A 26,292-nucleotide genomic window follows, 5' to 3' on the forward strand; every position below is an offset into this window, starting at 1 on the left:
AAGCGAGGAGCAGCCGTGGGGCGTCGACTCGTACCGCTCACGCTGGACAACCTTCCGGATCTCCCCAAGCGATGTCGCTCCTGTGTGTTCTGGGAGCTCGATCCGGTAAGCGGGGAGGCCGCCGTCAAGGCCGGCCGCCCGGAGCTGGAGAAGGAGTCCTGGATCTCCGCCGTGCTCCTGGAGTGGGGGTCCTGTGGCCGGGTGGTCTATGTGGACGAGGTGCCCGTCGGCTTCGTGCTCTACGCGCCTCCGGCCTATGTGCCCCGTTCCACCGCCTTCCCGACGAGCCCCGTCGCCGCGGACGCCGTGCAGCTGATGACGTCCTGGATCATGCCGGGCTACCAGGGGCAGGGGCTGGGGCGGGTGATGGTGCAGACCGTGGCGAAGGATCTGCTGCGGCGCGGCTTCAAGGCGATCGAGGCGTTCGGGGACGCCCGCTGGAAGGAGCCGGCCTGTGTGCTTCCGGCCGACCATCTGCTGGCCGTGGGCTTCAAGACCGTGCGTCCGCACCCGACGTATCCACGGCTGCGGCTGGAGCTGAGGACGACGCTCTCCTGGAAGGAGGACGTCGAGATGGCCCTGGACCGGCTTCTCGGCGCCGTGCAGAAGGAGCCGGCGCTGCGGCCGCTCTGACGAGAGCGGGCAGAACAGACGACAGCGGCCCGCCCCCTTGGAAGGGGGCGGGCCGCCGCTGTTTCACGTGAAACAGCGAGAGCGTTACTTCGCCTCGAGGAAGTCCGCCAGGTCGCGCTCCAGCGCGGCCTTCGGCTTGGCACCGACGATGGTCTTCACGACCTCGCCGCCCTGGTAGACGTTCATCGTCGGGATGGACATGATGCCGTACTTGGCAGCCGTCTCCGGGTTCTCGTCGATGTTGAGCTTCACGATGGTGATCTCGTCGTGCTCGGAGGCGATGGCCTCCAGCGACGGGGCGATCTGGCGGCACGGGCCGCACCACTCGGCCCAGAAGTCCACGAGAACGGGCTTCGAGCTCTTGAGGACCTTCTCGTCGAAATCAGCGTCGGTGACGATAACGGTGGCGCCGGCCACGGCGACCTCCTTTGGTTGGCGGGGTGTGGGGTGAGGAAGGCGTAGGGGTCAGACCGCGGGGGTCTCGGCCAGCTTCTCGCTGTCGGAGAGGGCGGCCAGGAAGCGCTCCGCGTCGAGGGCGGCGGAGCAGCCGGTGCCGGCGGCGGTGATCGCCTGGCGGTAGGTGTGGTCGACGACGTCGCCGGCGCCGAAGACACCCGTGAGGTTGGTGCGGGTGGACGGGGCGTCGACCTTCAGGTAGCCCTCCTCGTCCAGCTCCAGCTGGCCCTTGAAGAGCTCCGTGCGCGGGTCGTGGCCGACGGCGATGAAGAGACCGGTCACCGGCAGCTCGCTCGTCTCGCCCGTCTTGGTGTTGCGCAGGGTCAGACCGGAGAGCTTCGGGTCGCCGTGGATCTCGGCGACCTCGCTGTCCCAGGCGAACTTGATCTTCGGGTCGGCGAAGGCACGCTCCTGCATCGCCTTGGAGGCGCGCAGCGTGTCACGGCGGTGGACGATCGTCACGGACTTGGCGAAGCGCGAGAGGAAGGTGGCCTCCTCCATCGCGGTGTCGCCGCCGCCGACCACGGCGATGTCCTGGTCCTTGAAGAAGAAGCCGTCGCAGGTGGCGCACCAGGAGACACCGCGACCGGAGAGGGCGTCCTCGTTCGGCAGGCCGAGCTTGCGGTGCTGGGAGCCGGTCGTGACGATGACGGCCTTGGCGCGGTGCACGGTGCCGGCCGTGTCCGTGACGGTCTTGATGTCACCGGTGAGGTCCACGGCGACGACGTCGTCCGGAACGAGCTCGGCGCCGAAACGCTCGGCCTGGGCGCGCATGTTGTCCATGAGGTCAGGGCCCATGATGCCGTCACGGAAGCCCGGGAAGTTCTCCACCTCGGTCGTGTTCATCAGGGCGCCACCGGCGGTGACCGCACCCTCGAAGACGAGCGGCTTCAGCGACGCGCGTGCGGTGTACAGCGCGGCGGTGTAACCCGCGGGACCGGAGCCGATGATGATCACATTACGGACGTCGCTCACGGGTTTCTTCCTCGTCTCTGCAGACTGCCTACTGCCTACGGGGGCGGCCTCGGATGGGTGACTCTCACCCCACCCAACGGATCCTACGGGGCGAGCATTCCCGAGTCGGCCACGCGGCACGGCGCAGAGACGGAGCCCGAGGTCAGGAGCGTGGGACGGACTCGTTCAGCAGCACCCCAGCCTTGCCGTTCCCGCCGGACGTGCAGGAGCCGTCGACCACGAACGCCTGCACCCGGCCGCTGTCCGTCGTGTCGGCAAGGACGACGAGATAGGCGGGTGTCCCCTGGTAGTCGCCCTGCTGGAAGCCGAGGACCGGGTCGGTGCGGCCGGTGGCGGCCCTGACGCAGTCGGGCAGGGTGGCGCCGGCCTTGCGCGTCTGTCCGTCGCCGCCGGTCTCGGCCGAGAGCGACTCAGGGGAGGCGCTGCGGTCCTGGGGTGCCTTGAAGCTGCTGTTCCGGTGCAGCAGGTCCTGCACGGTGGACTCGACGGGCCGGCCGTCGAACTGGGCGGCGCTCGCTGCGACGACGGCATCGGCCTTCTTGTCGCCGGCCGAGGTGGCGCCGCCGAGTGCGCCCGACTGGGTGAAGAACAGACCCAGGCCCAGGGCTGCGGCGCCGAAGACCGCGCCGAGGGCGGCGATCCGGCGGCGGGAGCGGCGCGGCCGGCCGGGGCCGGTGGAGGCGGAGGGACGCCCGGCGGGCCGGTCCGCGGGACGGTCGGCCGGGACGGATCGCGCGGGGCGGGGGTGCGATGTTTCACGTGAAACAGACGCCTCGGAGTCCGGCGCGGTCGCGTTCAGCAGGGCTTCCGCAGCGAGGGCGGCATCGATCCGCCCGGCGATCTCGGCGGGCATCCGGGGCGGCCCGGGCAGGGTGCCCAGGAGCCCGCGGATCTCCTCCAGGGAGGTCCGTACGTCCGCACAGAGGGAACAGGCGTCGAGATGCTGCCGTACGGCCGCGCTGCGGGCGGGGGAGAGCAGGCCCTCGGTGAGATCGGAGATCTCCGCGACGTCCGGGTGCTGAGTCGTGTCGGCCGTGGAAGTCACGCGCGCCCACCTCCGCCCTTCACAGCAGCTGCATTGCTCGGTCCGGTATCCGTCGGTCCCGGCACCGGTGGGACGGATGCCCCCGGCGTCCGGTTCCTTCCCCCGTCGGGGCCTTCGTTACCCACCGTGTCCCCGCGCAGATGAGTGAGCATCGGCAGCAGCCTCGCCCGCCCGCGAGCACAGCGGCTCTTCACGGTCCCGGTGGGGACATCGAGGATACGAGCGGCCTCGGCCACCGGGTATCCCTGCATGTCGACCAGGACGAGCACCGCCCGTTGTTCCGCCGGCAGCGTGGCGAGCGCGGCCAGGAGCTGGCGGTGCAGATCCTGCCGCTCGGCGGGTGCCTCGGCCGACTCGTGCGGTTCGAGGAGCTGCTCGAACCGTGCGGTGTCGTCCACGGGTGAGGTCCGGCGTGAGGCCGTCTTCCGGGCCCGGTCCAGACAGGCGTTCACCGTGATGCGGTGCAGCCAGGTCGTGACGGCCGACTGGCCCCGGAAGGTATGGGCGGCCCGGAAGGCCGACACGAGGGCGTCCTGGACGGCGTCAGCGGCCTCCTCGCGGTCCCCCAGCGTCCGCAGGGCCACCGCCCACAGCCGGTCGCGGTGGCGCCGTACGAGCTCACCGAAGGCGTCAGGATCGCCGGCCACATGGTCGGCCAGCAGATCCTGGTCGCTCCGCTCGTCGCGCGGGACGTCGTCCAACGGTGAGCCCCTCCCCCGGGGTGACGTCAGCTGGTGATCCTGATCTCCGAGATCTCGCCCCGGTAGCCGTCTCCGCCGGCCGGCAGATCGGTCAGCCAGACGAGAACGTATCGCGTCTTCAGCGGTTTGCCGGGGGTGAGGGACACATCGGTCCCCGTGCCCGCGATCTGCCTGCGGAAGTCGCCCAGCTGGCTGGGCTGCGAGGAGAAGCTCTCGGGAGTCGTGCGCAGTTCTACCGTCGTGACGCCGTGGAAGGCGACCTCGACCTTGGCGACCTGCTGGACCTTGCCGAGGTCGAGGATGATGCCGACCCCGTCCTTCAGGTTGCCGAGCTTCGAGTACCCCTTGTAACTGCTGGTCGTCCACGAGGTGTTCGGGTCACCGTCGTAGGCGTTCTTTATGTCCCGGGGGTTCTCGGCGCCGTCGCTGCCCTGCGGGTCGAAGTCCCGGGCGTCGACGATCGAGACCGGCTTGCCGTTCGCCGCCGGCTCCTTGTTGTCCTCGTTGGGCGTCTGCGGCTGGGTCGGCGGGGTCTCGGCCGTCCTGTCCTTGTCCAGGAGCCGGTCCGCGATCTGCCAGCTGCCCAGTCCAAGGGCGGCGATCAGCAGGGCCGAGACGGCCCACTTGAGCGCCTTGCCGGTACGGCTCTGCAGCGGGGGCGGCGGGACCATGACCGGCTGGGTGACCACGGGACGCGGCTGAGGACGCCCGTAGGTGCCCTGCTGGTAGGTGGTGCGCTGGTACTCGGGCGGCGCCGGGAGCGGGAACTCCGGCTCCGGCGGCCGGATGCGCGGCATCGCCGCGACGGCCTTCGCCAGCTCGTCCGGCGTGGTGCAGGGCGGCTCCTGGCGCGAGGCCGTGGCCCCGTCGTTCGCCAGGGCGCGCATGGCGATCTCCGAGAGGCCACGGTGGACGCCCGCACGAACCTGGTCGGGGGCGAGCAGCCCGACGCCCTTGGGGAGGCCGGAGAGGCCGTAGGCGTCGTTCTCGTACGGCCAGCGCTGGGTGAGCGCCGCGTAGAGGAGGGCCCCGATCGCCTCGGTGTCCGTGCGCTGCGGGCGCTCGGCGCTGATGCCGCGCAGGGCGGCGTTCACGGCGAGTCCGCGGATCCGGTACTGGCCGGTGGAGCTGCGCAGCACGGCGCTCGGCGTGAGCCGGAGGTGCGACAGGCCCTCGCGGTGCGCCGCGGCCATGGCCTGGGAGACCTGGCTGACGAGCTGGTAGGCGTCGTGCGGCTCCATGGGGCCGGCCGCGAGCAGCGCGGTCAGCTCGGTGGAGTCGGGCAGCCACTCGTGCACGACGTAGACGAGGTCGTTCTCCTCGACCGCGTCGAGGACCTGCACGAACCGCGGGTCGCCGAGCAGCGCGGCGGAGCGGGCGGCGGCGAGGACGGAGCGGGCGCGGGAGTGGTCGGCGGGCAGGATGTGCACGCCGACGGCGCGCCGCAGCTTCTCGTCGACGGCACGCCAGCTGCTGAATCCGTCCAGTCGGGTGACGCACTCCTCCAGCCGGTACCGTCTCGCCAGCTTGTGGCCGCTGTGCAGTTCGGGTGCGGTGATGGAGGACTGTTCGCCGTTCTGTCGTTCGACCGCCTTGCTCTTCGTGGCCTCGGCGGACGTGTCCGCCTTCTTCTGCGCTTCCGCCACCCCGTCGGTCGCGGCCGTGTCCGCCTTGGCGGTCAGCGGGTCGTCACCGCTGTTGTCGGCCACGTCGACGGCAGCCGTGCTACGTTCCGCCACCGTCGTTCCTGCCTCCCCATCCGTTGCGCCACATCCAACAGCCATGCCAATTGTGCCCACAGTCCGGCGCTATGCACGACACGCGTCGGCAGACGATGGTTGTGCGAACCCCGCGCACCTGTCGTTCGATCAGCGTCCCAGACGGCCGCGGACCATGCCGACCATCGAGTTGAGCTCCGCGATCCGCATGCGCTTGGCCGCCACGAAGAAGACCCCGAGCAGGACCACGCTGCCGACGACGAGGGCGGCGAGCGAGCCCAGGGCCCCTTCGCCGAGCACCTTCAGGAGGGCGAAGCCGACGGCTCCTGCGGCGACGGCGGCCGGCAGGGAGGCCAGGCACAGCCGGGCGTAGGTGCGGATGACGTGGGCGCCGTCCAGGTCGCCGCCGAGGCGCTTGCTCAGCCGGCGCCAGGCGACGCCGACACCGACCATGTAGGCAAGGCCGTAGGAGGCGGCCATGCCGACGACGGCCCACCGGGCGGGCAGCACCACGTAACAGACGGCCGAGGCGGCCGCGTTGACGGCGGCGACGATGACGGTGTTGTAGAAGGGCGTCCGGGTGTCCTCGTAGGCGTAGAAGCCGCGGAGCACCACGTACTGCACGGAGAAGGGGATCAGGCCGAGGCCGAAGGCCATCAGGATGAAGCCCATGCCCTGGGCTGCCTCGACGCCGCTGGAGGCGTAGAGCAGGGTGCACATCGGGACGCCGAGGGCCAGGAAGGCGAAGGCGATCGGGACGATGGCCACGGCCGAGTTGCGCAGGCCCTGGGAGATGTCGTCGCGGACGGCGCCCGGGTCGTCGTCGGAGGCGGCGCGGGAGATGCGGGGCAGCAGGGCGGCCATGACGGAGACGGTGATGATGGCCTGCGGCATGCCCCAGATCAGCTGGGCGTTGGAGTAGGCGAGGAAGCCGGCGCCGTTCTTGCCGGACGCCTCACCGGCCGCGGTGGCGAGCTGGGTGACGACCAGGACACCGGCCTGGTTGGCGAGCACGAACAGTACGGTCCACTTGGCCAGCTTGACGGTCTTGCCGAGGCCGTGGCCCTTCCAGTCGAAGCGGGGGCGGAAGCGGAAGCCGGTCTCGCGCAGGTACGGGATCATCGCCAGGGCCTGCACGACGAGGCCGAGCAGGGTGCCGATGCCGAGCAGCCGGACGCCGTCGTCGGGGATCGTCTGGACGCCCATGTGGGACTCGGCGGAGGTGCCGTAGACCCAGATGAACAGGCCGAACGTGGTGATCATGACGATGTTGTTGAGGACCGGGGTCCACATCATCGCGCCGAACTTGCCGCGGGCGTTGAGGATCTGACCCATCACCACGTGCACGCCCATGAAGAAGATGGTGGGCAGGCAGTAGCGGGCGAAGGTGACGGCGACGCTGTTCGCGGCCGCGTCGTCGGCGATGGTGCTCGACATCAGCCGGATCAGCACCGGTGCCGCGAACACGGCGATGGTGACGATCACGCCGAGCGCCACCATGACGAGGGTCAGCAGGCGGTTGGCGTACGCCTCGCCGCCGTCCTCGTCGTTCTTCATCGAGCGGACCAGCTGCGGCACGAAGACCGAGTTGAGGCCGCCGCCGATGGTGAGGATGTAGATCATCGTCGGCAGCGTGTAGGCGACGGTGTACGTGTCACCGAGCAGCGCGGCGCCGAGGGCGCCGGTGATCACCAGGCTGCGGACGAAGCCGGTGAGACGGGAGACGAGGGTGCCGGCGGCCATCACGGCGCTCGACTTGAGCAGCCCGGAGGCGCGGCCGGCCTTCTTCGGGGCGGGCGCGGGCATGGGGTTCGGCTCCGGAGCGGGCGGCGGCACCTGGCCGGGCGCCTGCTGGTCCCGGTAGAGGTGGGCGAAGGCGTCGGGTTCCGGCTCCTCCTCCCCCGCCGAGGTCACCAGGTCGTCGACGCCGGTGAACTGGACCGTGCGGGCGTCGTCGCCGTACGGCAGGTGGCGCGAGGGGCCGTCGGGCTCGGGCGCCGGGGTCTGGGCCCAGACGCGCGGGTCCGGGGCGTGCGCGGGCGCGGCCGGCTGCTGGTAGAGCGGCTGCGGCTCGGCGTAGGTGCCCGGCGGGGGCGGCGGGTGCGCGGCCCGGTCGTAGAGCGCCTCGCCCACCGGGTCCTGGGCGGAGAGGTCCCGCGCCTGGTACGGGTCGTGGGCGAAGGCGTCCTGGACGTACGGGTCCTGGCCGTAGGCGTCCGGGGCGTACGGGTTCTGCTGCTGCGGCGCGCGGGGGTCCGGGGCGGGCTGCTGCGGCGGCGGGACCGGCCCTGGGCCGGGTGCCGGGGTCGCGGGCGTCCCACCGGACGGCGCGTTGCCCGCGCCCTGGCCGCGGTCACCGTCGTACGGCGCGTTCATGGTTACCCCACCTCATCGTCCCCGGCCGACCGGCCACGACATCGCTCAACGGTCCACTTTCTCACCCGTGCCGGACGGGTCGCCGCTTTCGGGCCCGGTGTCCGGCGTGGGGTCACTCGGCTGCGCCGTCTCCGGGCCCGCGTCCGGTTCCGTTTCGGCGCCGCCCGCGCGGGTCTCGCCAGTGCTGTCGGCGGCAGCGGGAGAGGCATCCGCCTCCGCTTCGGTGCCGTCAGCGGCCTCGGCGGCGGCCTCGGCCTCGGCGTTCCGGGCGGCTGCCCGCTTGCGCTGGGAGTACATCCGGATGCCGGCGAGGACGAGCAGCAGTACACCGCCGGCGATCACGAGCATCACCGTCGGAGTGATCTCGGAGACCTTCACGGTGAAGGTCATCGGAGCACCGTAGGGCGTGCCGTCCTCGGTGTAGAGCTGGGCCGTCATCGTCACCGGGCCGTTGGCGTTGGCCGAGGCGTTGAACTTCACCGACTGGCTGTGCCCGCCGTTGATCTTCACAGGCTCCTCGGCGGTGCCCTCGCCGTCCAGCTTCACTCGGTTCTTGTTGCCGGACTGCAGCCGCAGCACCAGATGGTCGACGCCCTGCAGCAGGCGGTTCTGCACGGTCACCGGAATGGTGGCGCTCCGCCCGGACAGCGTGAGGTCGGACTTCTTGATCAGCTGCACCTCTTCGGTGAGGCTCTGCAGATAGCGCAGGACCTCCTCGCGGTAGAGGGCGGCCGAGGGGGCCTCACCGCGCCAGGACGTCGACATCTCACGGCTGATCGCGTTGGTGAACGGCGGCACCACGCGGTCCGGGGCGGTCAGGATGACCCGGAAGTCGTCCAGCTCGTCCCGGGTGTCCTTCATCTTGAGGAAGGCCTTGGTGTCGAGCTCCTGGGCGCGCAGCTTCTTCGGGTACGAGCGGCTGCTCGGGATCCGCGTCGAGGCGTCCGGGTCGGGCGTCTCCGCGGCGGCGGCCGGCAGGTCCTCCGGCTCCGTCCAGCGCTTGGCGCCGAGCGCCTGCAGCGCCGTCGCCATGCTCTGTGCCTGCGCGATGGTGGGCATGCGCTGCGGGGCGACCACGACGCTGCGCTGCTTCTCGGGCAGCTCCAGGGTCGTGGCCAGCGACTGGGCGAGGAAGGACTGGACGGCCAGGGTGGAGTTGTCCGCCCTGATGAGGTCGCCCTGGAACGCCTTCGACAGACCGGCGTCGCTGACCACGGCGGTGGTGCCGCCGCCGACCGGGCGGGCCGCGGTCGGCGTGTACGAGAGGTCGTCGCGGAAGCTGTCGCTGCGGGCGATCACGTTGTGCGCGCCCGCCGAGGTGGCGACGGCCATGATCGAGGCGTCGACGGCCCCGTCGACGGGCCAGGCGAAGTCGGTGGACGGCTTCACGTGGAGGATCGTCTCGACCGTGGTCGAGGCCAGCGCGGACGCCTGCTGGAGGTGGCTGAGCGAGCCCGGGACCTCCTTGCCGTGGTGGGCGAGGGAGGCCAGGTCGGGGTCGGCGAACGGCAGAGCGACGACCTTGTGGCCCTGCACGGCCTTCTCCAGGGCGTCCAGCCAGCGCTCGGCGACGTCCTGGTTCCGGCCCGGCACCTCGGTCGCGCCGCTCTTGACCATGTACGGCTCGGTCATCGCGGTGACGCTGGCGAGCAGGTCCGGGTCGATCACCCAGGTGACCGGGAGGTCCTTGCCGAGCGAGACCATCTCGTTGAGCCGGCCGCCCGGGGCGAGATCGGCGGCCAGGTCGTCGTTCTCGAAGACCGGCGTCTGCTGGAGGTTCGCGCCGGTCTCGGCGGAGACGTGCGACGTGGAGATGAGCGGCCAGAGATAGGTGAGCTTGGTCTTCTTCTCGGCCTCGTCCGGCTGGTACGGCAGGAAGGTCCGCTCGATGCCGAGCAGCCGCTCGTAGGGCTGGCCGACGGTGTGGCCCGACAGCGAGACGCCGAGCTGATAGACGCCCGCGTCGTCGAGACCCAGCTTCGACACCGGCACCGACAGCGTGAAGTCACGGCTGAGCCCGGCGCCCAGCTTGGGGATCTTGACCGTGTAGGCACCGCCGAGGGGAGCGGGGTCGCTGCCGTAGCGGACACCGTCCCGGTCGGCGACATCGTCGATCTCGCTCCGGCTGGTCATCCGCGGGCCGACCCGGAGGTCGACCGTGGCATTCGTCACGGACTGCCTGGTCTCGTTGGTGACCGTGCCCGTGATGGTGAGTGTGTCGCCTTCCACAGGCGCGTTCGGCGTCAGTGTGTCGACCGACACGTCCACGCCGTTGTTTCCGCTCGCGCTCTCGGCCGCCTGGGCGGCGGGCGCGGGCAGGCCCTGGAGGAGCCCGGCGAGGAGCGGGGCCGCCACGGCGAGGGAGGCCGTGCGCCGCAGCCAGCGGCGGGCAGGTGAGGGAGTGGTCCCCTGGATAGCTGCCGCCTCGGCCACGCGTCGCCCGTCCTCGTCGTTGTCAGTGGTGCCAGTGGTGAAGGAGTTTGTTGGGGGTCTCCGGTTGCTGTGTCCAGGCATGGTAACGAGGCACGCGGGGGCCAAGTGCCGGGGACTGCTCCAGGCGAAGGCGCGCACGGGAGCACGGCCGGGGCCGGGGCCCGGCGTGCCCGCCGGAAAACGAGGGCATGGCGGTGAGCCGGGGCACGTACCCTTTTCTGTTGTGCCGAACGCCAATGAAGAGACCCCCACCGCGCTGAGCCAGGTGCAGCGCCGCGCCGTCAGCGAGCTGCTGCGCGTGTCCCCCGTCGCCGACGACCTCGCCATCCGCTTCAAGGAGGCCGGGTTCAGCCTCGCGCTGGTCGGCGGCTCGGTACGGGACGCCCTCCTCGGCCGTCTCGGCAACGACCTGGACTTCACGACCGACGCCCGCCCCGAGGACGTGCTGAAGATCGTCCGTCCCTGGGCCGACGCCGTCTGGGAGGTCGGGATCGCGTTCGGCACCGTGGGCTGCCAGAAGCACGCCCGCGTCGGAGACGCTGACCAGAACTTCCAGGTGGAGATCACCACGTACCGCTCGGAGGCGTACGACCGCACCTCGCGCAAGCCCGAGGTGTCCTACGGCGACTCCATCGAGGAGGACCTGGTCCGGCGAGACTTCACCGTCAACGCCATGGCCGTGGCACTCCCCGAGAAGGAGTTCATCGACCCGCACGGCGGTCTGGAGGACCTGTCCGAGCGGGTGCTGCGCACCCCCGGCACGCCGGAGGAGTCCTTCTCCGACGACCCGCTGCGCATGATGCGGGCCGCGCGCTTTGCCGCGCAGCTGGACTTCGAGGTGGCCCCCGAGGTCGTCACCGCCATGACGGAGATGGCCGGCCGGCTGGAGATCGTCTCCGCCGAGCGCATCCGTGAGGAGTTCAACAAGCTCCTGCTGTCTGCGCACCCGCGCAAGGGTCTCGGTCTCCTCGTCGACACCGGGCTGGCCGCGTACGTCGTTCCCGAGCTTCCGGCCCTGCGCCTGGAGAGCGACGAGCACCACCGGCACAAGGACGTCTACGAGCACTCGCTCACCGTCCTCGACCAGGCGATCGCCTTGGAGGAGAACGGCCCGGACCTGGTGCTCCGGCTCGCCGCGCTGCTCCACGACATCGGCAAGCCGCGCACCCGCCGCTTCGAGAAGGACGGCCGGGTCTCGTTCCACCACCACGAGGTGGTCGGCGCGAAGATGACCAAGAAGCGCATGACCGCGCTGAAGTACTCCAACGAGATGATCAAGGACGTCTCGCGGCTGGTGGAGCTGCACCTGCGCTTCCACGGCTATGGCACGGGCGAGTGGACCGACTCCGCCGTCCGCCGCTACGTCCGCGACGCGGGGCCGCTGCTCTCCCGCCTCCACAAGCTGACCCGCTCCGACTGCACCACCCGCAACAAGCGCAAGGCAGCCGCGCTCTCCCGCGCCTACGACGGCCTGGAGGAGCGCATCGCCCGGCTCCAGGAGCAGGAGGAGCTGGACTCGATCCGTCCCGACCTCGACGGCAACCAGATTCAGGAGATCCTGGGCGTCCGTCCCGGGCCGGTCGTCGGCCGCGCCTACAAGTTCCTGCTTGAGCTGCGCCTGGAGAACGGGCCGATGGAGTACGACGACGCCGTCGCCGCGCTCAAGGAGTGGTGGGCGACCCAGGACGCCTGACGCGGACGCCGGAGCACGGCCGGTGTTTCACGGCGGGTGTTTCACGTGAAACATCGGCGGACCGGCACCGGCATGCGACACCAGCGGGGCGATGTTTCACGTGAAACGTCGCCCCGCTCGCCATAGGGCCAGCGCGATGGCCGCGTAGAGGGCGGACACCAGCAGGACGATGGCGGGGGATCGCCCGTCCGGCGGGAGCATGAGGGCCGCTACCCCGGCCGCGCCGACGAAGGCGACGTTGAAGAGCACGTCGTAGAGGGAGAAGACCCGGCCGCGATAGGCGTCGTCCACGGAGATCTGCACGACCGTGTCCGTCGCGATCTTCGCTCCCTGGGTGATCAGTCCGAGGGAGAAGGCCGCCACGAGGAACGGCGTCCGGGCGAAGGTCAGTCCCAGGGCGGGGGTCAGCACGGCGGCCGCGGCCGCGCAGAGCGTGATCCAGCCGAACGGGCCGAGCTTCCCGACCGCCGCGGGCGAGAGCACCGCAGCGGCGAAGAAGCCGGCGCCGGAGGCGGCGACGGCCAGGCCGAGCACGGCCAGGCCCTGCGCCTGCGTGGTGCTCCAGGCGTACCGGCTGAGCATGAGCACGGTGACGAACAGCGCGCCGTAACAGAAGCGCATGAGGGTGACCGCGGCGAGCGCATGGGCGGCCGGGCGGCGCTCGGCGAGGTGGCGCAACCCGTGCACCAGTCCGCGCGCGGTGGAGGACAGCGCGCTGACGAGCCGGGGCTGGACCAGCTCCGGGTCCGGCCCGAGGAGCTCGCGGGACATCCGCAGTGAGGTGAGGGCGGAGCAGAGGTAGAGGAAGGCGCCCAGGAGGACGACGGCGGCGTCGGAGTTGTCGGCGACCAGCCGCATCGCGAAGGCCAGTCCGCCGCCGAGCGTCGCGGCCAGGGTGCCGGCGGTCGGGGAGAGCGAGTTGGCGACGACCAGCCGCTCGTCGTCCACCACGCGCGGAAGCGCGGCGGAGAGTCCGGCCAGGACGAAGCGGTTGACGGCCGTGACGGAGAGGGCGGAGGCGTAGAAGAGCCAGTCGGGCGCCGAGGCCAGCATGAGCAGCGCGGTCCCGGCGGCCAGGACGGTGCGCAGCAGATTGCCGTAGAGGAAGACCTGACGCCGCTGCCAGCGGTCGAGCAGGACTCCGGCGAAGGGGCCGACGAAGGAGTAGGGGAGCAGCAGGACGGCCATGGCGGAGGCGATGGCGGCGGGGCTCGTCTCCTTCTCGGGGGAGAAGACGACATAGGTGGCCAGGGCGACCTGGTAGACGCCGTCGGCGCACTGGGAGAGCAGCCGCACCGCGAGCAGGCGGCGGAAGTTGTGCAGGCGCAGCAGGACGCGCAGATCACGCACGACGGACATGGCAGCAAGACTCACATACGACGAGGGCCCCCGGGCAGTGCCACGGGGACCCTCGTCATCGAGCCGTCGAACGGTCTGCGGGACCGTCAGGTCAGCGCTCGACCTCGCCCTTGATGAACTTCTCGACGTTGGCCAGGGCCTCGTCGTCGAAGTACTGGACCGGCGGGGACTTCATGAAGTAGCTCGACGCGGAGAGGATCGGGCCGCCGATGCCGCGGTCCTTGGCGATCTTCGCGGCGCGCAGGGCGTCGATGATGACACCCGCGGAGTTCGGGGAGTCCCACACCTCGAGCTTGTACTCCAGGTTCAGCGGGACGTCACCGAAGGCGCGGCCCTCGAGGCGGACGTACGCCCACTTGCGGTCGTCCAGCCAGGCCACGTAGTCCGAGGGGCCGATGTGGACGTTCTTCTCGCCGAGGTCCCGGTCAGGGATCTGGGAGGTGACGGCCTGCGTCTTGGAGATCTTCTTGGACTCCAGGCGCTCGCGCTCGAGCATGTTCTTGAAGTCCATGTTGCCGCCGACGTTCAGCTGCATGGTGCGCTCGAGACGGACACCGCGGTCCTCGAAGAGCTTCGCCATCACGCGGTGCGTGATGGTGGCGCCCACCTGGGACTTGATGTCGTCACCGACGATCGGGACACCGGCCTCGGTGAACTTGTCCGCCCACTCCTTGGTGCCGGCGATGAAGACCGGGAGGGCGTTGACGAAGGCGACCTTGGCGTCGATGGCGCACTGCGCGTAGAACTTCGCGGCGTCCTCGGAGCCCACGGGCAGGTAGCAGACGAGAACGTCGACCTGCTTGTCCTTGAGGACCTGGACGACGTCGACCGGGACCTCGGCGGACTCCTCGATGGTCTGGCGGTAGTACTTGCCGAGACCGTCGAGGGTGTGACCGCGCTGGACCGTGACGCCCTTGTTGGGGACGTCGCAGATCTTGATGGTGTTGTTCTCGCTGGCGCCGATGGCGTCCGACAGGTCGAGGCCGACCTTCTTCGCGTCCACGTCGAACGCGGCCACGAACTCGACGTCACCCACGTGGTAGTCGCCGAACTGGACGTGCATCAGGCCGGGCACCTTGGTCGCCGGGTCGGCGTCCTTGTAGTACTCGACGCCCTGCACCAGCGAGGCGGCGCAGTTGCCCACGCCGACGATGGCTACGCGAACCGAACCCATTTCCGGTTGCTCCCTGTGTGTCGTGGAAGCCCTGCGGTGAGCAGGGTTTCACTTGTCGGTGTCGTCGGACGGATCCGGCCGGGTACTGCCCCCGTGCCGGGGCAGGCCGCCCGTTTCTCCAGAATTTCCGTGCTGCTGAGCGGGGGCGTCGGAACGGGATCGCTGATCCCGGCCCGCCCGCTCGCTCTCGATGAGCTCGTTCAGCCAGCGCACTTCGCGCTCCACGGACTCCATTCCGTGGCGCTGCAGCTCAAGCGTGTAGTCGTCGAGGCGCTCGCGCGTCCGGTTCAGGGAGGCGCGCATCTTCTCCAGACGCTCCTCCAGCCGGCTGCGGCGGCCCTCCAGCACCCGCACCCGCACCTCGCGCTCCGTCTGGCCGAAGAAGGCGAAGCGGGCGGCGAAGTGCTCGTCCTCCCAGGCGTCCGGGCCGGTGTGGGAGAGGAGCTCCTCGAAGTGCTCCTTACCGGCGGCCGTCAACCGGTAGACGATCTTGGCGCGGCGCCCCGCGAGTGAAGCCGCCACGGCCTCCTCGGGGGCGCTGCCCGGCTCCTCGATCAACCAGCCGTTGGCGACCAGCGTCTTGAGGCAGGGGTAGAGGGTCCCGTAGCTGAACGCCCGGAAGATCCCCAGCGAGGTGTTGAGCCGCTTGCGCAGCTCGTACCCGTGCATCGGGGCCTCGCGGAGCAGGCCGAGGACGGCGAACTCGAGGATTCCTGAGCGCCTGCTCATCGCCGCCACCTCCGCTCTCGGGATTCTTCTCGTACCTCTGGGAAAACTCCTATGCCGAGTCGATGTGCCGCACTGATGTATCGACTCGATACATCCCGACGATAGAACGGCCTCACTGCCGCGACAAGTGGGGCTCGGGTGACCGGCGTCACATCGTCAATTCTCAGTAATCGACTTGCCGGATTTGTGATGAAGTCGGCACCAAGGCAGGTTTTGGCCGTGCGTAGTCTGTGCGGCATGCAGACCACCGGGAACCGAGCGATGCCGCAGGGCGTCAGTCAACCCGGTGACAGGCTGCGGCACGGCGCGACTTTGGTCCGAGCTCACGCCGTGTGCATTTCGGGGGGACCGGAACTCAACTGCCGCTTCCAGGCGTACGCGCCTGCCCGAGGAGTAGTCGTTCGATGAGCGAGCACCGTCGCAAAATGCCGCAGCAGCCGCCGAGTGGCGGCCGCGCTGCGGCCCGGCGCGCCGCCCAGCAGCCAATGGGCCGCAGGCCGGCTCCCGGCCATGACGCCGACATGGGGTCACCATCGGCCTCGTACGGGGCGCCCTCTTCCTATGGAGAGGAGCAGCGTCCTTACGGAGGACGTGCCGAAGCCCGGCGCGCGGCGCAGCGCGGCGGGCGCAGGCGCGCGCCCGAGGGCGGTGCCGGCGGCGGACGGCGTGGCGGGGGCGGCCGTGGCAGCGGTCCCGGTCGTGGCGGCGGCGGTGGCCGCGGACCCGGCAAGAAGCGGTTCATCGACTATCCGCGGTACGGCAAGTACGGCTGGCGCCGCTGGATGCCCTCGTGGAAGCTCGTGACGGGCCTGTTCCTCACGTTCTTCGGCGGCCTGATGGGCGCGGCGACGATCGCGTACGCCATGGTGGGCATCCCCGACGAGGCCATCAGCGCCAAGCAGCAGAACAACGTCTACTACTGGTCCGACGGCACGGTGATGGCCGCGAGCGGTGGCGAGGTCAACCGCCAGATCATCGACTACGCCCAGATCCCGAAGGCCATGCAGGACGCGGTGGTCTCGGCCGAGAACAAGACCTTCTGGACCGACTCCGGTGTCGATCCCATGGGTATCGCCCGCGCCGTGTGGAACATGGCCAAGGGCGGCCAGACCCAGGGCGGCTCGACCATCACCCAGCAGTACGTGAAGAACAACCGCCTCGACGACCAGTCGCAGACGGTGACCCGCAAGGTCAAGGAACTCTTCATCTCGATGCGCGTCGGCAACGAGAAGGACAAGACCGAGATCATGGCGGGGTACCTCAACACCTCGTACTACGGGCGTGGCGCCTACGGCCTCCAGGCTGCGGCCCGCGCGTACTTCGGCAAGGACGCCAGCAAGCTCGACCCCAGCCAGTGCGCCCTGCTCGCCTCCGTGCTCAAGGGCGCCACGTACTACGACCCGGCCGGCTACCCCGAGATCGACCCGGCGGCCACGGCGGCGGCGAACACCGAGCGCGCCACGAAGCGCTGGTCGTGGATCCTCGACGAGATGGTCAAGGACGGGAAGCTCAGCGCCGCCGACCGGGCCAAGTACACCGAAATGCCCAAGACGAAGGGCCGGACCCAGGGCGCGCAGCTGGGCGGTCAGATCGGCTACCTGGTGCGCACGGCCGAGGCGAACTTCCTCAACAACAACGACCGGGGCATCACGACGCAGACGCTCGCCAAGGGTGGCTTCGAGATCCACACCACCTTCGACAAGAAGAAGGTCAAGGCCCTCGAGACCGCGGTCAAGGGCGTCTACAAGGAGCACATCGACCCGAAGAAGCGACCGGACAAGGACACCCACGTCCAGTTCGGCGGTGCCTCGGTGGACGTGAAGACCGGCGCGATCGTGGCGATCTACGGCGGCACGGACGCCACCAAGCACTTCACCAACAACGCGGACCAGACCGGTGCCCAGGTCGGCTCGACCTTCAAGCCCTTCGTGCTGGCCGCCGCGATGCGCGACGGCGTCCGGGACCCCAAGGGGCCCAAGGTGCAGGGTCCTGAGACCCGCACGATCATCGACCCGGACAAGACCTACTACAACGGCACGAACAAGCTGACGATCAAGAACTACAACGGCACGACCTGGTACGACGACAAGGGCAACGAGTGGCGTCAGACCAACGACGACGACGAGAGCGTCCCGAAGGTCGACCTGCGCAAGGCCATGATGAAGTCGCTGAACTCGCCGTACGTGCAGCTCGGCATGGACATCGGCATCGACAAGGTGCGCCAGTCGGCCATCGACGCGGGGCTGCTCGAGTCCTCCCTCGTGAAGGCGGACGTGCCGTCGTTCTCGCTCGGTATCTCCTCACCGAGCGCGATCCGCATGGCCGGCGCCTACTCCACCTTCGCCAACAACGGCGAGCGGAACGACGTCTACTCCGTCACCAAGGTCCTCCAGCGCGGTGAGGTCGTCTACGAGCACAAGGCCGCGCCCAAGCGGGCGTTCAGCTCGGCCATCGCCAGCAACGTGACCGACGTGCTGAAGGACGTCGTCAGGGCCGGTACCGGAACCAACGCGAAGCTTGACGACCGCGAGGCGGCCGGCAAGACCGGTACCACCGACGACAACAACTCGGCCTGGTTCGTGGGCTACACCCCGCAGCTGTCCACCGCGATCGACATGTACCGCTTCCCCGACGACGAGAACCTCAAGGTCCGCAAGTTCGAGTCCATGAAGGGCACCGGCGGTCTCACGAAGATCCACGGTGCGTCGTTCCCGTCGCAGATCTGGCACGACTACATGACCGAGGCTCTCAAGAACACCGACCCGGAGAGCTTCCCGCCGCCGGAGAGCCTGGACAACGCCGAGGGCGTCTGGCGTGGCGTGGTCAGCCCGACCCCGACGCCGACCGACACCCCGTCCCAGACGCCGTCCGCCACCCCGTCGACCGAGTCGCCGACGGCGGACCCGACCAAGACGGCGAAGCCCGGCAAGACCTGTAGCGTCTGGGACTGGCCGTGCGACACGAACGGCGGAACCAGCAACGGCGGCGGTGCCAACGGCGGCACCACCGGCGGGTCCACCAGCCCGACCCCGTCGGGAACCGGCACCGCCACCATCGATCCCACCAGCGGCACCGGGAAACCGAACGGCGGCACCTGGGGCGGCATCGGCTGAGCCCGCCCACCGCCTGACGGCATCCCGCCGCACCGGCGCCTTCGAGGGCCGCCGCACCCGGTCCGTACCCCGTGTACGGAACCGGGCGCGGCGGCCCTCGGCGTTTTCCGGTGCTCGTACGGCAGGATGTCCCCCATGCCGAGCCTCCAGAAGACGAGCCCTCCGCAGGACCCGGTGGTCCGCCCCACCCGCACGGACGACGTGGCGGCCAAGGGCAGCGAGCTGATCGGCGGGCCGATGGGACGCCGGGCGCTGCTCGGCGCCGGGCAGCTCACCCCGGTCCGGGTCGTCGCCCTGGTGGCACTCGGGATGTTCGCGCTCGGCATGGTGCAGAAGCTGCCCTGCTACAACTGGGCCTGGTTCCGGGGCTCCACCTCCCAGTACACCCACGCCTGCTACTCCGACATCCCGCACCTGTTCACCGGGCGCGGCTTCGCGGACGGGCTGGTCCCGTACTTCGACCGGATCGGCGGCGACATACCGTTTCTGGAGTACCCGGTACTGACCGGCCTGTTCATGCAGGTCGCCGCCTGGCTGACGCCCGGCGGCGCCGACCTGACCGAGCGGCAGCAGGCGTACTGGCTGGTCAACGCCGGCCTGCTGATGGTCTGCACGGCCGTCCTCGCCGTCTGTGTGGCCCGGACGCACCGCCGGCGCCCCTGGGACGGCCTTCTCGTGGCGCTCGCGCCCGCCCTGGCGCTCACCGCCACGATCAACTGGGATCTGCTGGCCGTCGCCCTCACGGCGGCCGCGTTGCTGCTGTGGTCGCGGAGCCGCCCGCTCGGCTTCGGCGTCCTCCTCGGCCTCGCGACGGCCGCCAAGTTCTACCCGGTACTGCTGCTCGTGCCCGTGTTCCTGCTGTGCTGGCGGGCCGGGAAGTGGCGGGCCTTCGGCGCGGCGGTGCTCGGCGCGGCGGGGGCGTGGCTGGTGGTGAACCTGCCGGTGATGCTGCTCGCTCCGGCGGGCTGGAAGCAGTTCTACGTCTTCAGCACCGAGCGGAACGTCGACTTCGGCTCCGTGTGGCTGCTCATCAGCCAGACGACGGGGGCGGTGATCCGCCCCGAGACGGCCAACTACTGGGCGCTGTTCCTGATGATGCTCGCGGCCCTGGGGCTGGCCTATCTTGCCTTCACCGCGCCCCGCCGGCCCCGGCTCGCCCAGCTGGCCTTCCTGATCGTGGCCGCGTTCGTCCTCACCAACAAGGTCTACTCGCCGCAGTACGTGCTGTGGCTCATCCCGCTGGCGGTGCTGGCCAGGCCGCGCTGGCGGGACTTCCTGGTGTGGCAGGGGTGCGAGGTCATGTACTTCCTCGCCATCTGGTTCTACCTGGCGTACACCAGCAGCGGCAACAAGCAGGGTCTGCCGACCGACGGCTATCAGTTCGCGATCGTCCTGCACGTGCTCGGCACGCTCTACCTGTGCGCGCTGGTCGTCCGCGACATCCTGGTGCCCGACCGGGACGGGGTGCGTCGGGACGGCTCGGACGACCCCTCGGGCGGCGTCCTGGACGGCGCCGAGGACGTCTTCGTGCTCGGCAGGGCGGCGCACCCGGCGCGGCACGCGGCGCCGCTGGCGGAGGGGCCGCGCGTGGAGTGGGGTTTGCCCCGCGAGTGACCTCAGGAACGAGCGGCGGCCCCCGGGATGTCCCCGGGGGCCGCTCGCGCGTTCAGGTGCCCGTGTCGGACGCCGGCCGGCTCAGCGCTCGACGAGCCGGTCGTACTGGGTGGTGGTGTGCCGCAGATGGGCCACCAGCTCGTCGCCCACGCGGGGCTCCTGGGCGTCGGCCGGCACGAACAGGATGGACACCTGCATGTGCGGCGGCTCGGCGAACCAGCGCTGCTTGCCCGCCCAGACGAACGGCGACAGGTTGCGGTTGACGGTGGCGAGACCCGCGCGGGCCACGCCCTTGGCGCGCGGCATCACGCCGTGCATCGCCTTGGGGGCCTCCAGGCCGACGCCGTGCGAGGTGCCGCCGGCGACCACCACGAGCCAGCCGTCGGAGGCGGCCTTCTGCTGGCGGTAGCCGAAGCGGTCGCCCTTGGCGACGCGGGTGACGTCGAGGACCGCGCCGCGGTACTCGGTCGCCTCGTGGTCGCCCAGCCACAGCCGGGTGCCGATGCGGGCGCGGAACCGGGTCTGCGGGAACTGCTGCTGCAGCCGGGCCTGCTCCTCGGCGCGCAGATGGCTGACGAACATGGTGTGCAGCGGCAGCCGGGCGGCCCGCAGCCGGTCCATCCAGGCGATGACCTCCTCGACGGCGTCCGTGCCGTCCGGGCGGTCGAGCGGCAGGTGCAGGGCGAAGCCCTCCAGGCGCACGTCCTCGATGGCCGCGTGCAGCTGGGGCAGCTCCTCCTCGTGGACGCCGTGCCGCTTCATCGAGCTCATGCACTCGATGACGACCCGGGCGCCCACCAGGGCCCGCACGCCGTCCACGGACGACACGGAGCGGATCACCCGGTCCGGCAGCGGCACCGGTTCCTCGCCCCGCCGGAACGGGGTGAGGACGAGCAGGTCGCCGCTGAACCAGTCCTTGATCTTGGCGGCCTCGTACGTGGTGCCCACCGCGAGCATGTCGGCGCCGAAGCGGCCGGCCTCGTCCGAGAGCCGCTCGTGACCGAAGCCGTAGCCGTTGCCCTTGCAGACCGGGATGAGCCCCGGGAACTGGTCGATGACGGTCTTCTGGTGCGCCCGCCAGCGAGCGGTGTCGACGTAGAGGGAGAGCGCCATGGCCGGCCCGGGACCTTTCTGGTGGCTGCGGTGGGTCAAAAGTGTGTACGAGGCTGGGTAACGAGACTACGCAAGCCTCGTCGCGTCGTCAGCCAGGCGACGGGTGCGTCAGCGGCGCGACATGTAGATGTCCAGGGCCTTGTGCAGGAGCTTGTTGAGCGGGAAGTCCCACTCGCCCACGTACTCCACGGCCTCGCCACCGGTGCCGACCTTGAACTGGATCAGGCCGAAGAGGTGGTCGGTCTCGTCCAGCGAGTCAGAGATGCCCCGCAGGTCGTAGACGGTGGCGCCCATCGCGTAGGCGTCGCGCAGCATCCGCCACTGCATGGCGTTCGACGGGCGGACCTCGCGGCCGATGTTGTCGGAGGCGCCGTACGAGTACCAGACGTGGCCGCCGACGACGAGCATGGTGGCCGCGGAGAGGTTCACGCCGTTGTGACGGGCGAAGTAGAGCCGCATGCGGTTGGGGTCCTCGTTGTTGAGGACGGTCCACATGCGCTGGAAGTACGACAGCGGGCGCGGCCGGAACTTGTCGCGGACGGCCGTGATCTCGTACAGCCGCTGCCACTCGGCGAGGTCCTCGTAGCCGCCCTGCACGACCTCGACGCCGGCCTTCTCGGCCTTCTTGATGTTGCGGCGCCACAGCTGGTTGAAGCCCTTGAGGACCTCGTCCAGCGAGCGGCCCGCGAGCGGCACCTGGAAGACGTAGCGGGGCTGGACGTCACCGAAGCCGGCGCCGCCGTCCTCGCCCTGCTGCCAGCCCATCTTGCGCAGCCGGTCGGCCACCTCGAAGGCGCGCGGTTCGATGTGGGTGGCCTCGACGTCGCGCAGGCGCTTGACGTCCGGGTCCTGGATGCCGGACTTGATCGCGGCCGCGTCCCAGCGGCGGATGACGACCGGCGGGCCCATCTTCACGGAGAACGCGCCCTGGTTCTTGAGGTGCGCGAGCATCGGCTGCAGCCAGTCGTCCAGGTTCGGCGCGTACCAGTTGATGACCGGGCCCTCGGGCAGATAGGCGAGGTAGCGCTTGATCTTCGGCAGCTGGCGGTAGAGCACCAGGCCGGCGCCGACGAGTTCGCCGGACTTGTCGAACCAGCCGAGGTTCTCCGAGCGCCACTCGGTCTTCACGTCAGCCCACGCCGGGACCTGGCAGTGGCTCGCCGAGGGCTGGCTCTGGATGAACGCCAGATGCTGCTCGCGGCTGATGGTCCTCAGGGTCAGGCTCATGTCGGGGCGCTCCTCGGCAGGTGTGTCCCCATCGGTCAGGGGCTCCGGCTCTCGCGCCGAAGCCTACTGCGACCTTGGAGCGCCCCGAATGGCCACGTCTAGCTGATCACTCCGCCGAAGAGGCCGCCGTGGGCCATCCCGAGGTAGAAGCCCACCGCGGAGGCGCCCAGTCCGATGACCAGGAGGAAGCGCTCGCGGGTCGTGACGGAGATGAACTGGCCGTAGGCGCCGGTGAGGATGCCGATCAGCCCGGTCCAGGAGGCCAGCAGGTGCAGGTTGTCGAAGAAGCCCGTGACGAAGGCGAGGACGCCCAGCGCCAGGGTCACGGCCATCAGGGTGTCCTGGAGCGGATGGGGCTTTCCGTCGGTGGCGAAGAGGGAGTGTCCGGGATCGGGTCGCATTGCCTGTGCCATGTGGCACCTCCTGGCGTGGCTGCCGGACGGCGGCGTCAGTGACGCCGCCGACATCCGTTGTGTACAGATTGCGTCCCCTCACCACCGGATTTCAACCGCAGGGCGATGTGCAGGTACTCTGTACGGTCTGCACCGGTGTCTGCCCAGGTCCGTCCAGGACCCGCGGTCGTCGACACCGTTGCTTACGCATCACGACCCTCCTGCCACGGAACGACCGTGGCCGCTGAGTCCAAAGGAGGTGGGTTCCACATGCGTCACTACGAGGTGATGGTCATCCTCGACCCCGATCTCGAGGAGCGCGCTGTCTCCCCGCTGATCGAGAACTTCCTCTCCGTCGTCCGTGAGGGCAACGGAAAGGTCGAGAAGGTCGACACCTGGGGCCGTCGTCGTCTCGCCTACGAGATCAAGAAGAAGCCCGAGGGCATCTACTCGGTCATCGACCTGCAGGCCGAGCCTGCGGTCGTCAAGGAGCTCGACCGCCAGATGAACCTGAACGAGTCGGTCCTCCGGACCAAGGTCCTCCGCCCCGAGACCCACTGAGCTTCTGCTCAAAGGTTCTCGGGTCCGAGTAGCAGTAAGCAGCCGTAAGCAATCCCGCCGAGAGGTTCACCCATGGCAGGCGAGACCGTCATCACGGTCGTCGGCAACCTTGTCGAAGACCCCGAGCTGCGCTTCACCCCGTCCGGTGCGGCGGTCGCGAAGTTCCGCATCGCGTCCACTCCCCGCACCTTCGACCGTCAGACCAACGAGTGGAAGGACGGCGAGAGCCTGTTCCTGACCTGCTCGGTCTGGCGTCAGGCGGCGGAGAACGTCGCTGAGTCCCTTCAGAAGGGCATGCGCGTCGTCGTGCAGGGCCGTCTGAAGCAGCGGTCCTACGAGGACCGCGAGGGCGTCAAGCGCACGGTCTACGAGCTGGACGTCGAGGAAGTCGGTCCCAGCCTGCGCAACGCCACGGCCAAGGTCACCCGTACCACCGGTCGCGGTGGTCAGGGCGGCTACGGCGGCGGCGGTCAGCAGGGTGGCGGCGGCGGTGGCTGGGGTGGCAACTCCGGCGGCGGCCAGCAGGGTGGCGGAGCTCCCTCCGACGACCCCTGGGCCTCCAGCGCTCCGTCCGGCGGCCAGCAGGGCGGCGGCGGTGGCTGGGGTGGCAACTCCGGCGGCGGCTACTCGGACGAGCCTCCCTTCTAGGGCCTGCGCCCCGGAAGCAGCTCGTACCCAAAACTTCTTGATCACACAGGAGAAACACCATGGCGAAGCCGCCTGTGCGCAAGCCTAAGAAGAAGGTCTGCGCGTTCTGCAAGGACAAGGTCGCGTACGTCGACTACAAGGACACGAACATGCTGCGGAAGTTCATCTCCGACCGCGGCAAGATCCGTGCCCGTCGCGTGACCGGCAACTGCACGCAGCACCAGCGTGACGTCGCCACGGCCGTCAAGAACAGCCGTGAGATGGCGCTGCTGCCCTACACGTCCACCGCGCGCTAAGGGAAGGGTGACCGAAAAATGAAGATCATCCTCACCCACGAGGTCTCCGGCCTCGGCACTGCCGGCGACGTCGTTGACGTCAAGGACGGCTACGCTCGCAACTACCTGGTCCCGCGCGGTTTCGCGATCCGCTGGACCAAGGGTGGCGAGAAGGACGTGGCGCAGATCCGCCGCGCCCGCAAGATCCACGAGATCGCGACCATCGAGCAGGCCAACGAGGTCAAGGCCAAGCTCGAGGGCACGAAGGTCCGTCTGGCCGTTCGCTCCGGCGAGGCCGGCCGTCTCTTCGGTTCCGTGACCCAGGCCGACGTCGCCGCCGCGATCAAGACCGCGGGTGGCCCGGACGTCGACAAGCGTCGCGTCGAGCTCGGCTCGCCGATCAAGACCCTGGGCTCGCACCAGGTGTCCGTGCGTCTGCACGCCGAGGTTGTCGCGAAGCTCGGCGTCGAGGTCGTCGCCGCGTAACGCTGATCTCAGCAGCAAGAAGGGCCGCACCCCTCGGGTGCGGCCCTTCCGCTGTTTCACGTGAAACATCTCCGTCGTTTCACGTGAAACGGTGCAGAACGGTCAGCGGGTGGCACCGGTGACCAGCCAGCGGCCCGAGCGGGTGCGCCACCACAGCGTCGCCATCCGGACGATCATCATCACGGCCATCGCTCCCCACAGCGCGGTCAGCCCGCCGCCGAGGCTGGGGACGAGCAGGGCGATCGGAGCGAAGACGGCCAGGGTGAGCAGCATGGCCCAGGCGAGGTAGGGGCCGTCGCCCGCGCCCATGAGGACGCCGTCGAGCACGAAGACCACGCCGGAGATCGGCTGGGAGAGCGCGACGACCAGAAGGGCCGGGAGCAGGACGTCACGCACCGCCGAGTCGTCGGTGAAGAGCGGCACGAAGAGCGGGCGGGTGAGGATCAGCAGCGCGCCGAGGCCGATACCGCAGACCACGCCCCACTGGACCATGCGACGGCAGACCTGGCGGGCGCCGTCCGCGTCCTCGGCGCCGAGATAGCGTCCGATGATGGCCTGTCCGGCGATGGCGATCGCGTCGAGGGCGAAGGCCATCAGGCTCCAGAGCGACAGGATGATCTGGTGCGCGGCGACGTCGGCGTCCCCGAGCCGGGCGGCGACGGCGGTGGCGATCATCAGGATGGCCCGCAGCGAGAGCGTACGGACCAGGAGCGGGGCGCCGGCCTGGGCGCAGGCCCGGATGCCGGCGGCGTCGGGGCGCAGGGAGGCGCCGTGCTTCCGTGCGCCGCGGACGACCACGTACAGATAGGCGACTGCCATGGCGAGCTGGGCGATGACGGTGCCCCAGGCGGATCCGGCGATGCCGAGTCCGGCGCCGTAGACGAGGCCGAGGTTGAGGGCGGCGTTGGCGGCGAAGCCGGCGATGGCGACGTAGAGCGGGGTGCGGGTGTCCTGGAGGCCGCGCAGTACGCCGGTGGCTGCGAGCACGACGAGCATGGCGGGGATGCCGAGGATGGAGATCCGCAGATAGGTGACGGCGTAGGGGGCGGCGGTGTCGGAGGCGCCGAAGAGGTCGACGAGCAAGGGCGCGGTGGGCAGGGTGAGGGCGACCACGGCGGCACCGAGGATCAGGGCGAGCCAGATGCCGTCGATGCCCTGGCGGATGGCGGCCTGGAGGTCGCCCGCGCCGACGCGGCGGGCGACGGCCGCGGTCGTGGCGTAGGCGAGGAAGATGAACACGCTCACCGCGGTGGAGAGCAGGGCCGAGGCGATGGCGAGTCCGGCGAGCTGGGGGGTGCCGAGGTGGCCGACGATGGCGCTGTCGGCCATGAGGAAGAGGGGCTCGGCGACGAGTGCGCCGAAGGCCGGGACGGCGAGTGAGAGGATCTCGCGGTCGTGTCGCCGCCGGGCGGTCTTGAGGGTCGCGGGAGCCTGATGCATGCGCTTAATCCAACCATCCACAGGTAAGAGATGCAATGCCTCTAGGGTCCTTACATTCTGTGCGACAGCGCCTTCGCGTGTGCGCCGTTTGTTCTGATCTTGGGCCGGGTGTGGAAGTTTTTCTCCCCCAC

At 69.9% G+C, this 26,292-nt stretch carries 22 protein-coding genes; 8 read left to right on the top strand and 14 right to left on the bottom strand.

Annotated features, from left to right (window positions below):
• The first annotated feature begins 15 nt into the window (after positions 1-15).
• On the top strand, positions 16-633 hold the full coding sequence (locus tag ACWEV0_RS06465; RefSeq protein WP_453147013.1) for a GNAT family N-acetyltransferase: 618 nt from the start codon (positions 16-18) through the stop codon (positions 631-633).
• 84 nt (positions 634-717) lie between these two features.
• Here the strand turns inward: ACWEV0_RS06465 and trxA are convergent, their stop codons facing one another.
• From trxA to ACWEV0_RS06500, 7 genes are all read right to left on the bottom strand, one after another.
• Positions 718-1,050, bottom strand: a complete 333-nt coding sequence (gene trxA, locus ACWEV0_RS06470) for a thioredoxin (protein WP_403794353.1) — start codon at positions 1,048-1,050, stop codon at positions 718-720.
• Positions 1,051-1,098: 48 nt separating this feature from the next.
• Entirely contained in the window at positions 1,099-2,064 is a 966-nt protein-coding gene (gene trxB, locus ACWEV0_RS06475) for a thioredoxin-disulfide reductase (protein WP_403794356.1), read from the bottom strand.
• Between the two features lie 142 nt (positions 2,065-2,206).
• Positions 2,207-3,109 carry a hypothetical protein gene (locus tag ACWEV0_RS06480; RefSeq protein ID WP_453147014.1) on the bottom strand — a complete coding sequence of 301 codons (903 nt, stop codon included), beginning with the start codon at positions 3,107-3,109 and terminating at the stop codon, positions 2,207-2,209.
• Positions 3,106-3,810 carry an RNA polymerase sigma factor SigM gene (sigM, locus tag ACWEV0_RS06485; RefSeq protein ID WP_453147016.1) on the bottom strand — a complete coding sequence of 235 codons (705 nt, stop codon included), beginning with the start codon at positions 3,808-3,810 and terminating at the stop codon, positions 3,106-3,108. The genes ACWEV0_RS06480 and sigM overlap by 4 nt, the downstream gene beginning before the upstream one ends.
• A 26-nt stretch (positions 3,811-3,836) precedes the next feature.
• Positions 3,837-5,549: a serine/threonine protein kinase gene (locus ACWEV0_RS06490; RefSeq protein ID WP_453147017.1), complete on the bottom strand. Its 1,713-nt coding sequence runs from the start codon at positions 5,547-5,549 to the stop codon at positions 3,837-3,839.
• A 129-nt stretch (positions 5,550-5,678) separates the two neighbouring features.
• On the bottom strand, positions 5,679-7,904 hold the full coding sequence (gene murJ, locus ACWEV0_RS06495; protein ID WP_453147019.1) for a murein biosynthesis integral membrane protein MurJ: 2,226 nt from the start codon (positions 7,902-7,904) through the stop codon (positions 5,679-5,681).
• A gap of 45 nt (positions 7,905-7,949) precedes the next feature.
• Positions 7,950-10,337, bottom strand: coding sequence for a DUF6049 family protein (locus tag ACWEV0_RS06500; RefSeq protein WP_453147020.1), 2,388 nt, complete (start codon positions 10,335-10,337; stop codon positions 7,950-7,952).
• Between the two features lie 223 nt (positions 10,338-10,560).
• Between ACWEV0_RS06500 and ACWEV0_RS06505 the strand changes: the two genes are divergently transcribed.
• Entirely contained in the window at positions 10,561-12,030 is a 1,470-nt protein-coding gene (locus tag ACWEV0_RS06505) for a CCA tRNA nucleotidyltransferase (RefSeq protein ID WP_453147022.1), read from the top strand.
• Between the two features lie 96 nt (positions 12,031-12,126).
• Here the strand turns inward: ACWEV0_RS06505 and ACWEV0_RS06510 are convergent, their stop codons facing one another.
• The 3 genes from ACWEV0_RS06510 to ACWEV0_RS06520 all read right to left on the bottom strand — a co-directional run bounded on the left by ACWEV0_RS06510 (position 12,127) and on the right by ACWEV0_RS06520 (position 15,292).
• Entirely contained in the window at positions 12,127-13,389 is a 1,263-nt protein-coding gene (locus ACWEV0_RS06510) for an MFS transporter (protein ID WP_453147023.1), read from the bottom strand.
• Positions 13,390-13,480: 91 nt separating this feature from the next.
• On the bottom strand, positions 13,481-14,563 hold the full coding sequence (locus ACWEV0_RS06515; protein ID WP_453147025.1) for an inositol-3-phosphate synthase: 1,083 nt from the start codon (positions 14,561-14,563) through the stop codon (positions 13,481-13,483).
• Positions 14,564-14,611: 48 nt separating this feature from the next.
• The gene (locus ACWEV0_RS06520) at positions 14,612-15,292 is read right to left on the bottom strand and encodes a helix-turn-helix transcriptional regulator (protein ID WP_453147027.1); all 681 of its coding nucleotides are present in this window, start codon (positions 15,290-15,292) and stop codon (positions 14,612-14,614) included.
• A 404-nt stretch (positions 15,293-15,696) separates the two neighbouring features.
• Between ACWEV0_RS06520 and ACWEV0_RS06525 the strand changes: the two genes are divergently transcribed.
• Both ACWEV0_RS06525 and ACWEV0_RS06530 read left to right on the top strand, forming a co-directional pair.
• Complete coding sequence (locus ACWEV0_RS06525) at positions 15,697-18,405, top strand: transglycosylase domain-containing protein (RefSeq protein ID WP_453147029.1); 2,709 nt, start codon at positions 15,697-15,699, stop codon at positions 18,403-18,405.
• Positions 18,406-18,540: 135 nt separating this feature from the next.
• Positions 18,541-20,019 (top strand): glycosyltransferase family 87 protein, encoded by a 1,479-nt coding sequence (locus ACWEV0_RS06530; RefSeq protein WP_453147031.1) that lies wholly within the window; start codon positions 18,541-18,543, stop codon positions 20,017-20,019.
• Between the two features lie 81 nt (positions 20,020-20,100).
• On the opposite strand, the gene ACWEV0_RS06535 is transcribed toward ACWEV0_RS06530, so the two are convergent.
• The 3 genes from ACWEV0_RS06535 to ACWEV0_RS06545 form a co-directional block, all read right to left on the bottom strand.
• Entirely contained in the window at positions 20,101-21,132 is a 1,032-nt protein-coding gene (locus ACWEV0_RS06535; protein ID WP_453147033.1) for an alanine racemase, read from the bottom strand.
• A gap of 108 nt (positions 21,133-21,240) precedes the next feature.
• Positions 21,241-22,359 (bottom strand): lipid II:glycine glycyltransferase FemX, encoded by a 1,119-nt coding sequence (locus tag ACWEV0_RS06540; RefSeq protein ID WP_453147035.1) that lies wholly within the window; start codon positions 22,357-22,359, stop codon positions 21,241-21,243.
• A gap of 98 nt (positions 22,360-22,457) precedes the next feature.
• Entirely contained in the window at positions 22,458-22,772 is a 315-nt protein-coding gene (locus ACWEV0_RS06545) for a hypothetical protein (protein ID WP_453147037.1), read from the bottom strand.
• Positions 22,773-23,021: 249 nt separating this feature from the next.
• Here ACWEV0_RS06545 and rpsF point away from each other — a divergent pair, with 249 nt between their 5' ends.
• The 4 genes from rpsF to rplI all read left to right on the top strand — a co-directional run bounded on the left by rpsF (position 23,022) and on the right by rplI (position 24,721).
• Positions 23,022-23,312: a 30S ribosomal protein S6 gene (gene rpsF / locus ACWEV0_RS06550; RefSeq protein ID WP_004950685.1), complete on the top strand. Its 291-nt coding sequence runs from the start codon at positions 23,022-23,024 to the stop codon at positions 23,310-23,312.
• A 72-nt stretch (positions 23,313-23,384) separates the two neighbouring features.
• Complete coding sequence (locus ACWEV0_RS06555; protein WP_386866829.1) at positions 23,385-23,960, top strand: single-stranded DNA-binding protein; 576 nt, start codon at positions 23,385-23,387, stop codon at positions 23,958-23,960.
• Positions 23,961-24,019: 59 nt separating this feature from the next.
• Positions 24,020-24,256, top strand: coding sequence for a 30S ribosomal protein S18 (gene rpsR / locus ACWEV0_RS06560; RefSeq protein ID WP_128983236.1), 237 nt, complete (start codon positions 24,020-24,022; stop codon positions 24,254-24,256).
• An 18-nt stretch (positions 24,257-24,274) separates the two neighbouring features.
• Complete coding sequence (gene rplI, locus ACWEV0_RS06565; RefSeq protein ID WP_403794397.1) at positions 24,275-24,721, top strand: 50S ribosomal protein L9; 447 nt, start codon at positions 24,275-24,277, stop codon at positions 24,719-24,721.
• 102 nt (positions 24,722-24,823) lie between these two features.
• On the opposite strand, the gene ACWEV0_RS06570 is transcribed toward rplI, so the two are convergent.
• Complete coding sequence (locus ACWEV0_RS06570; RefSeq protein WP_453147040.1) at positions 24,824-26,161, bottom strand: MATE family efflux transporter; 1,338 nt, start codon at positions 26,159-26,161, stop codon at positions 24,824-24,826.
• Positions 26,162-26,292 lie beyond the last annotated feature (131 nt).

Source organism: Streptomyces sp. NPDC003943 (assembly GCF_053605265.1).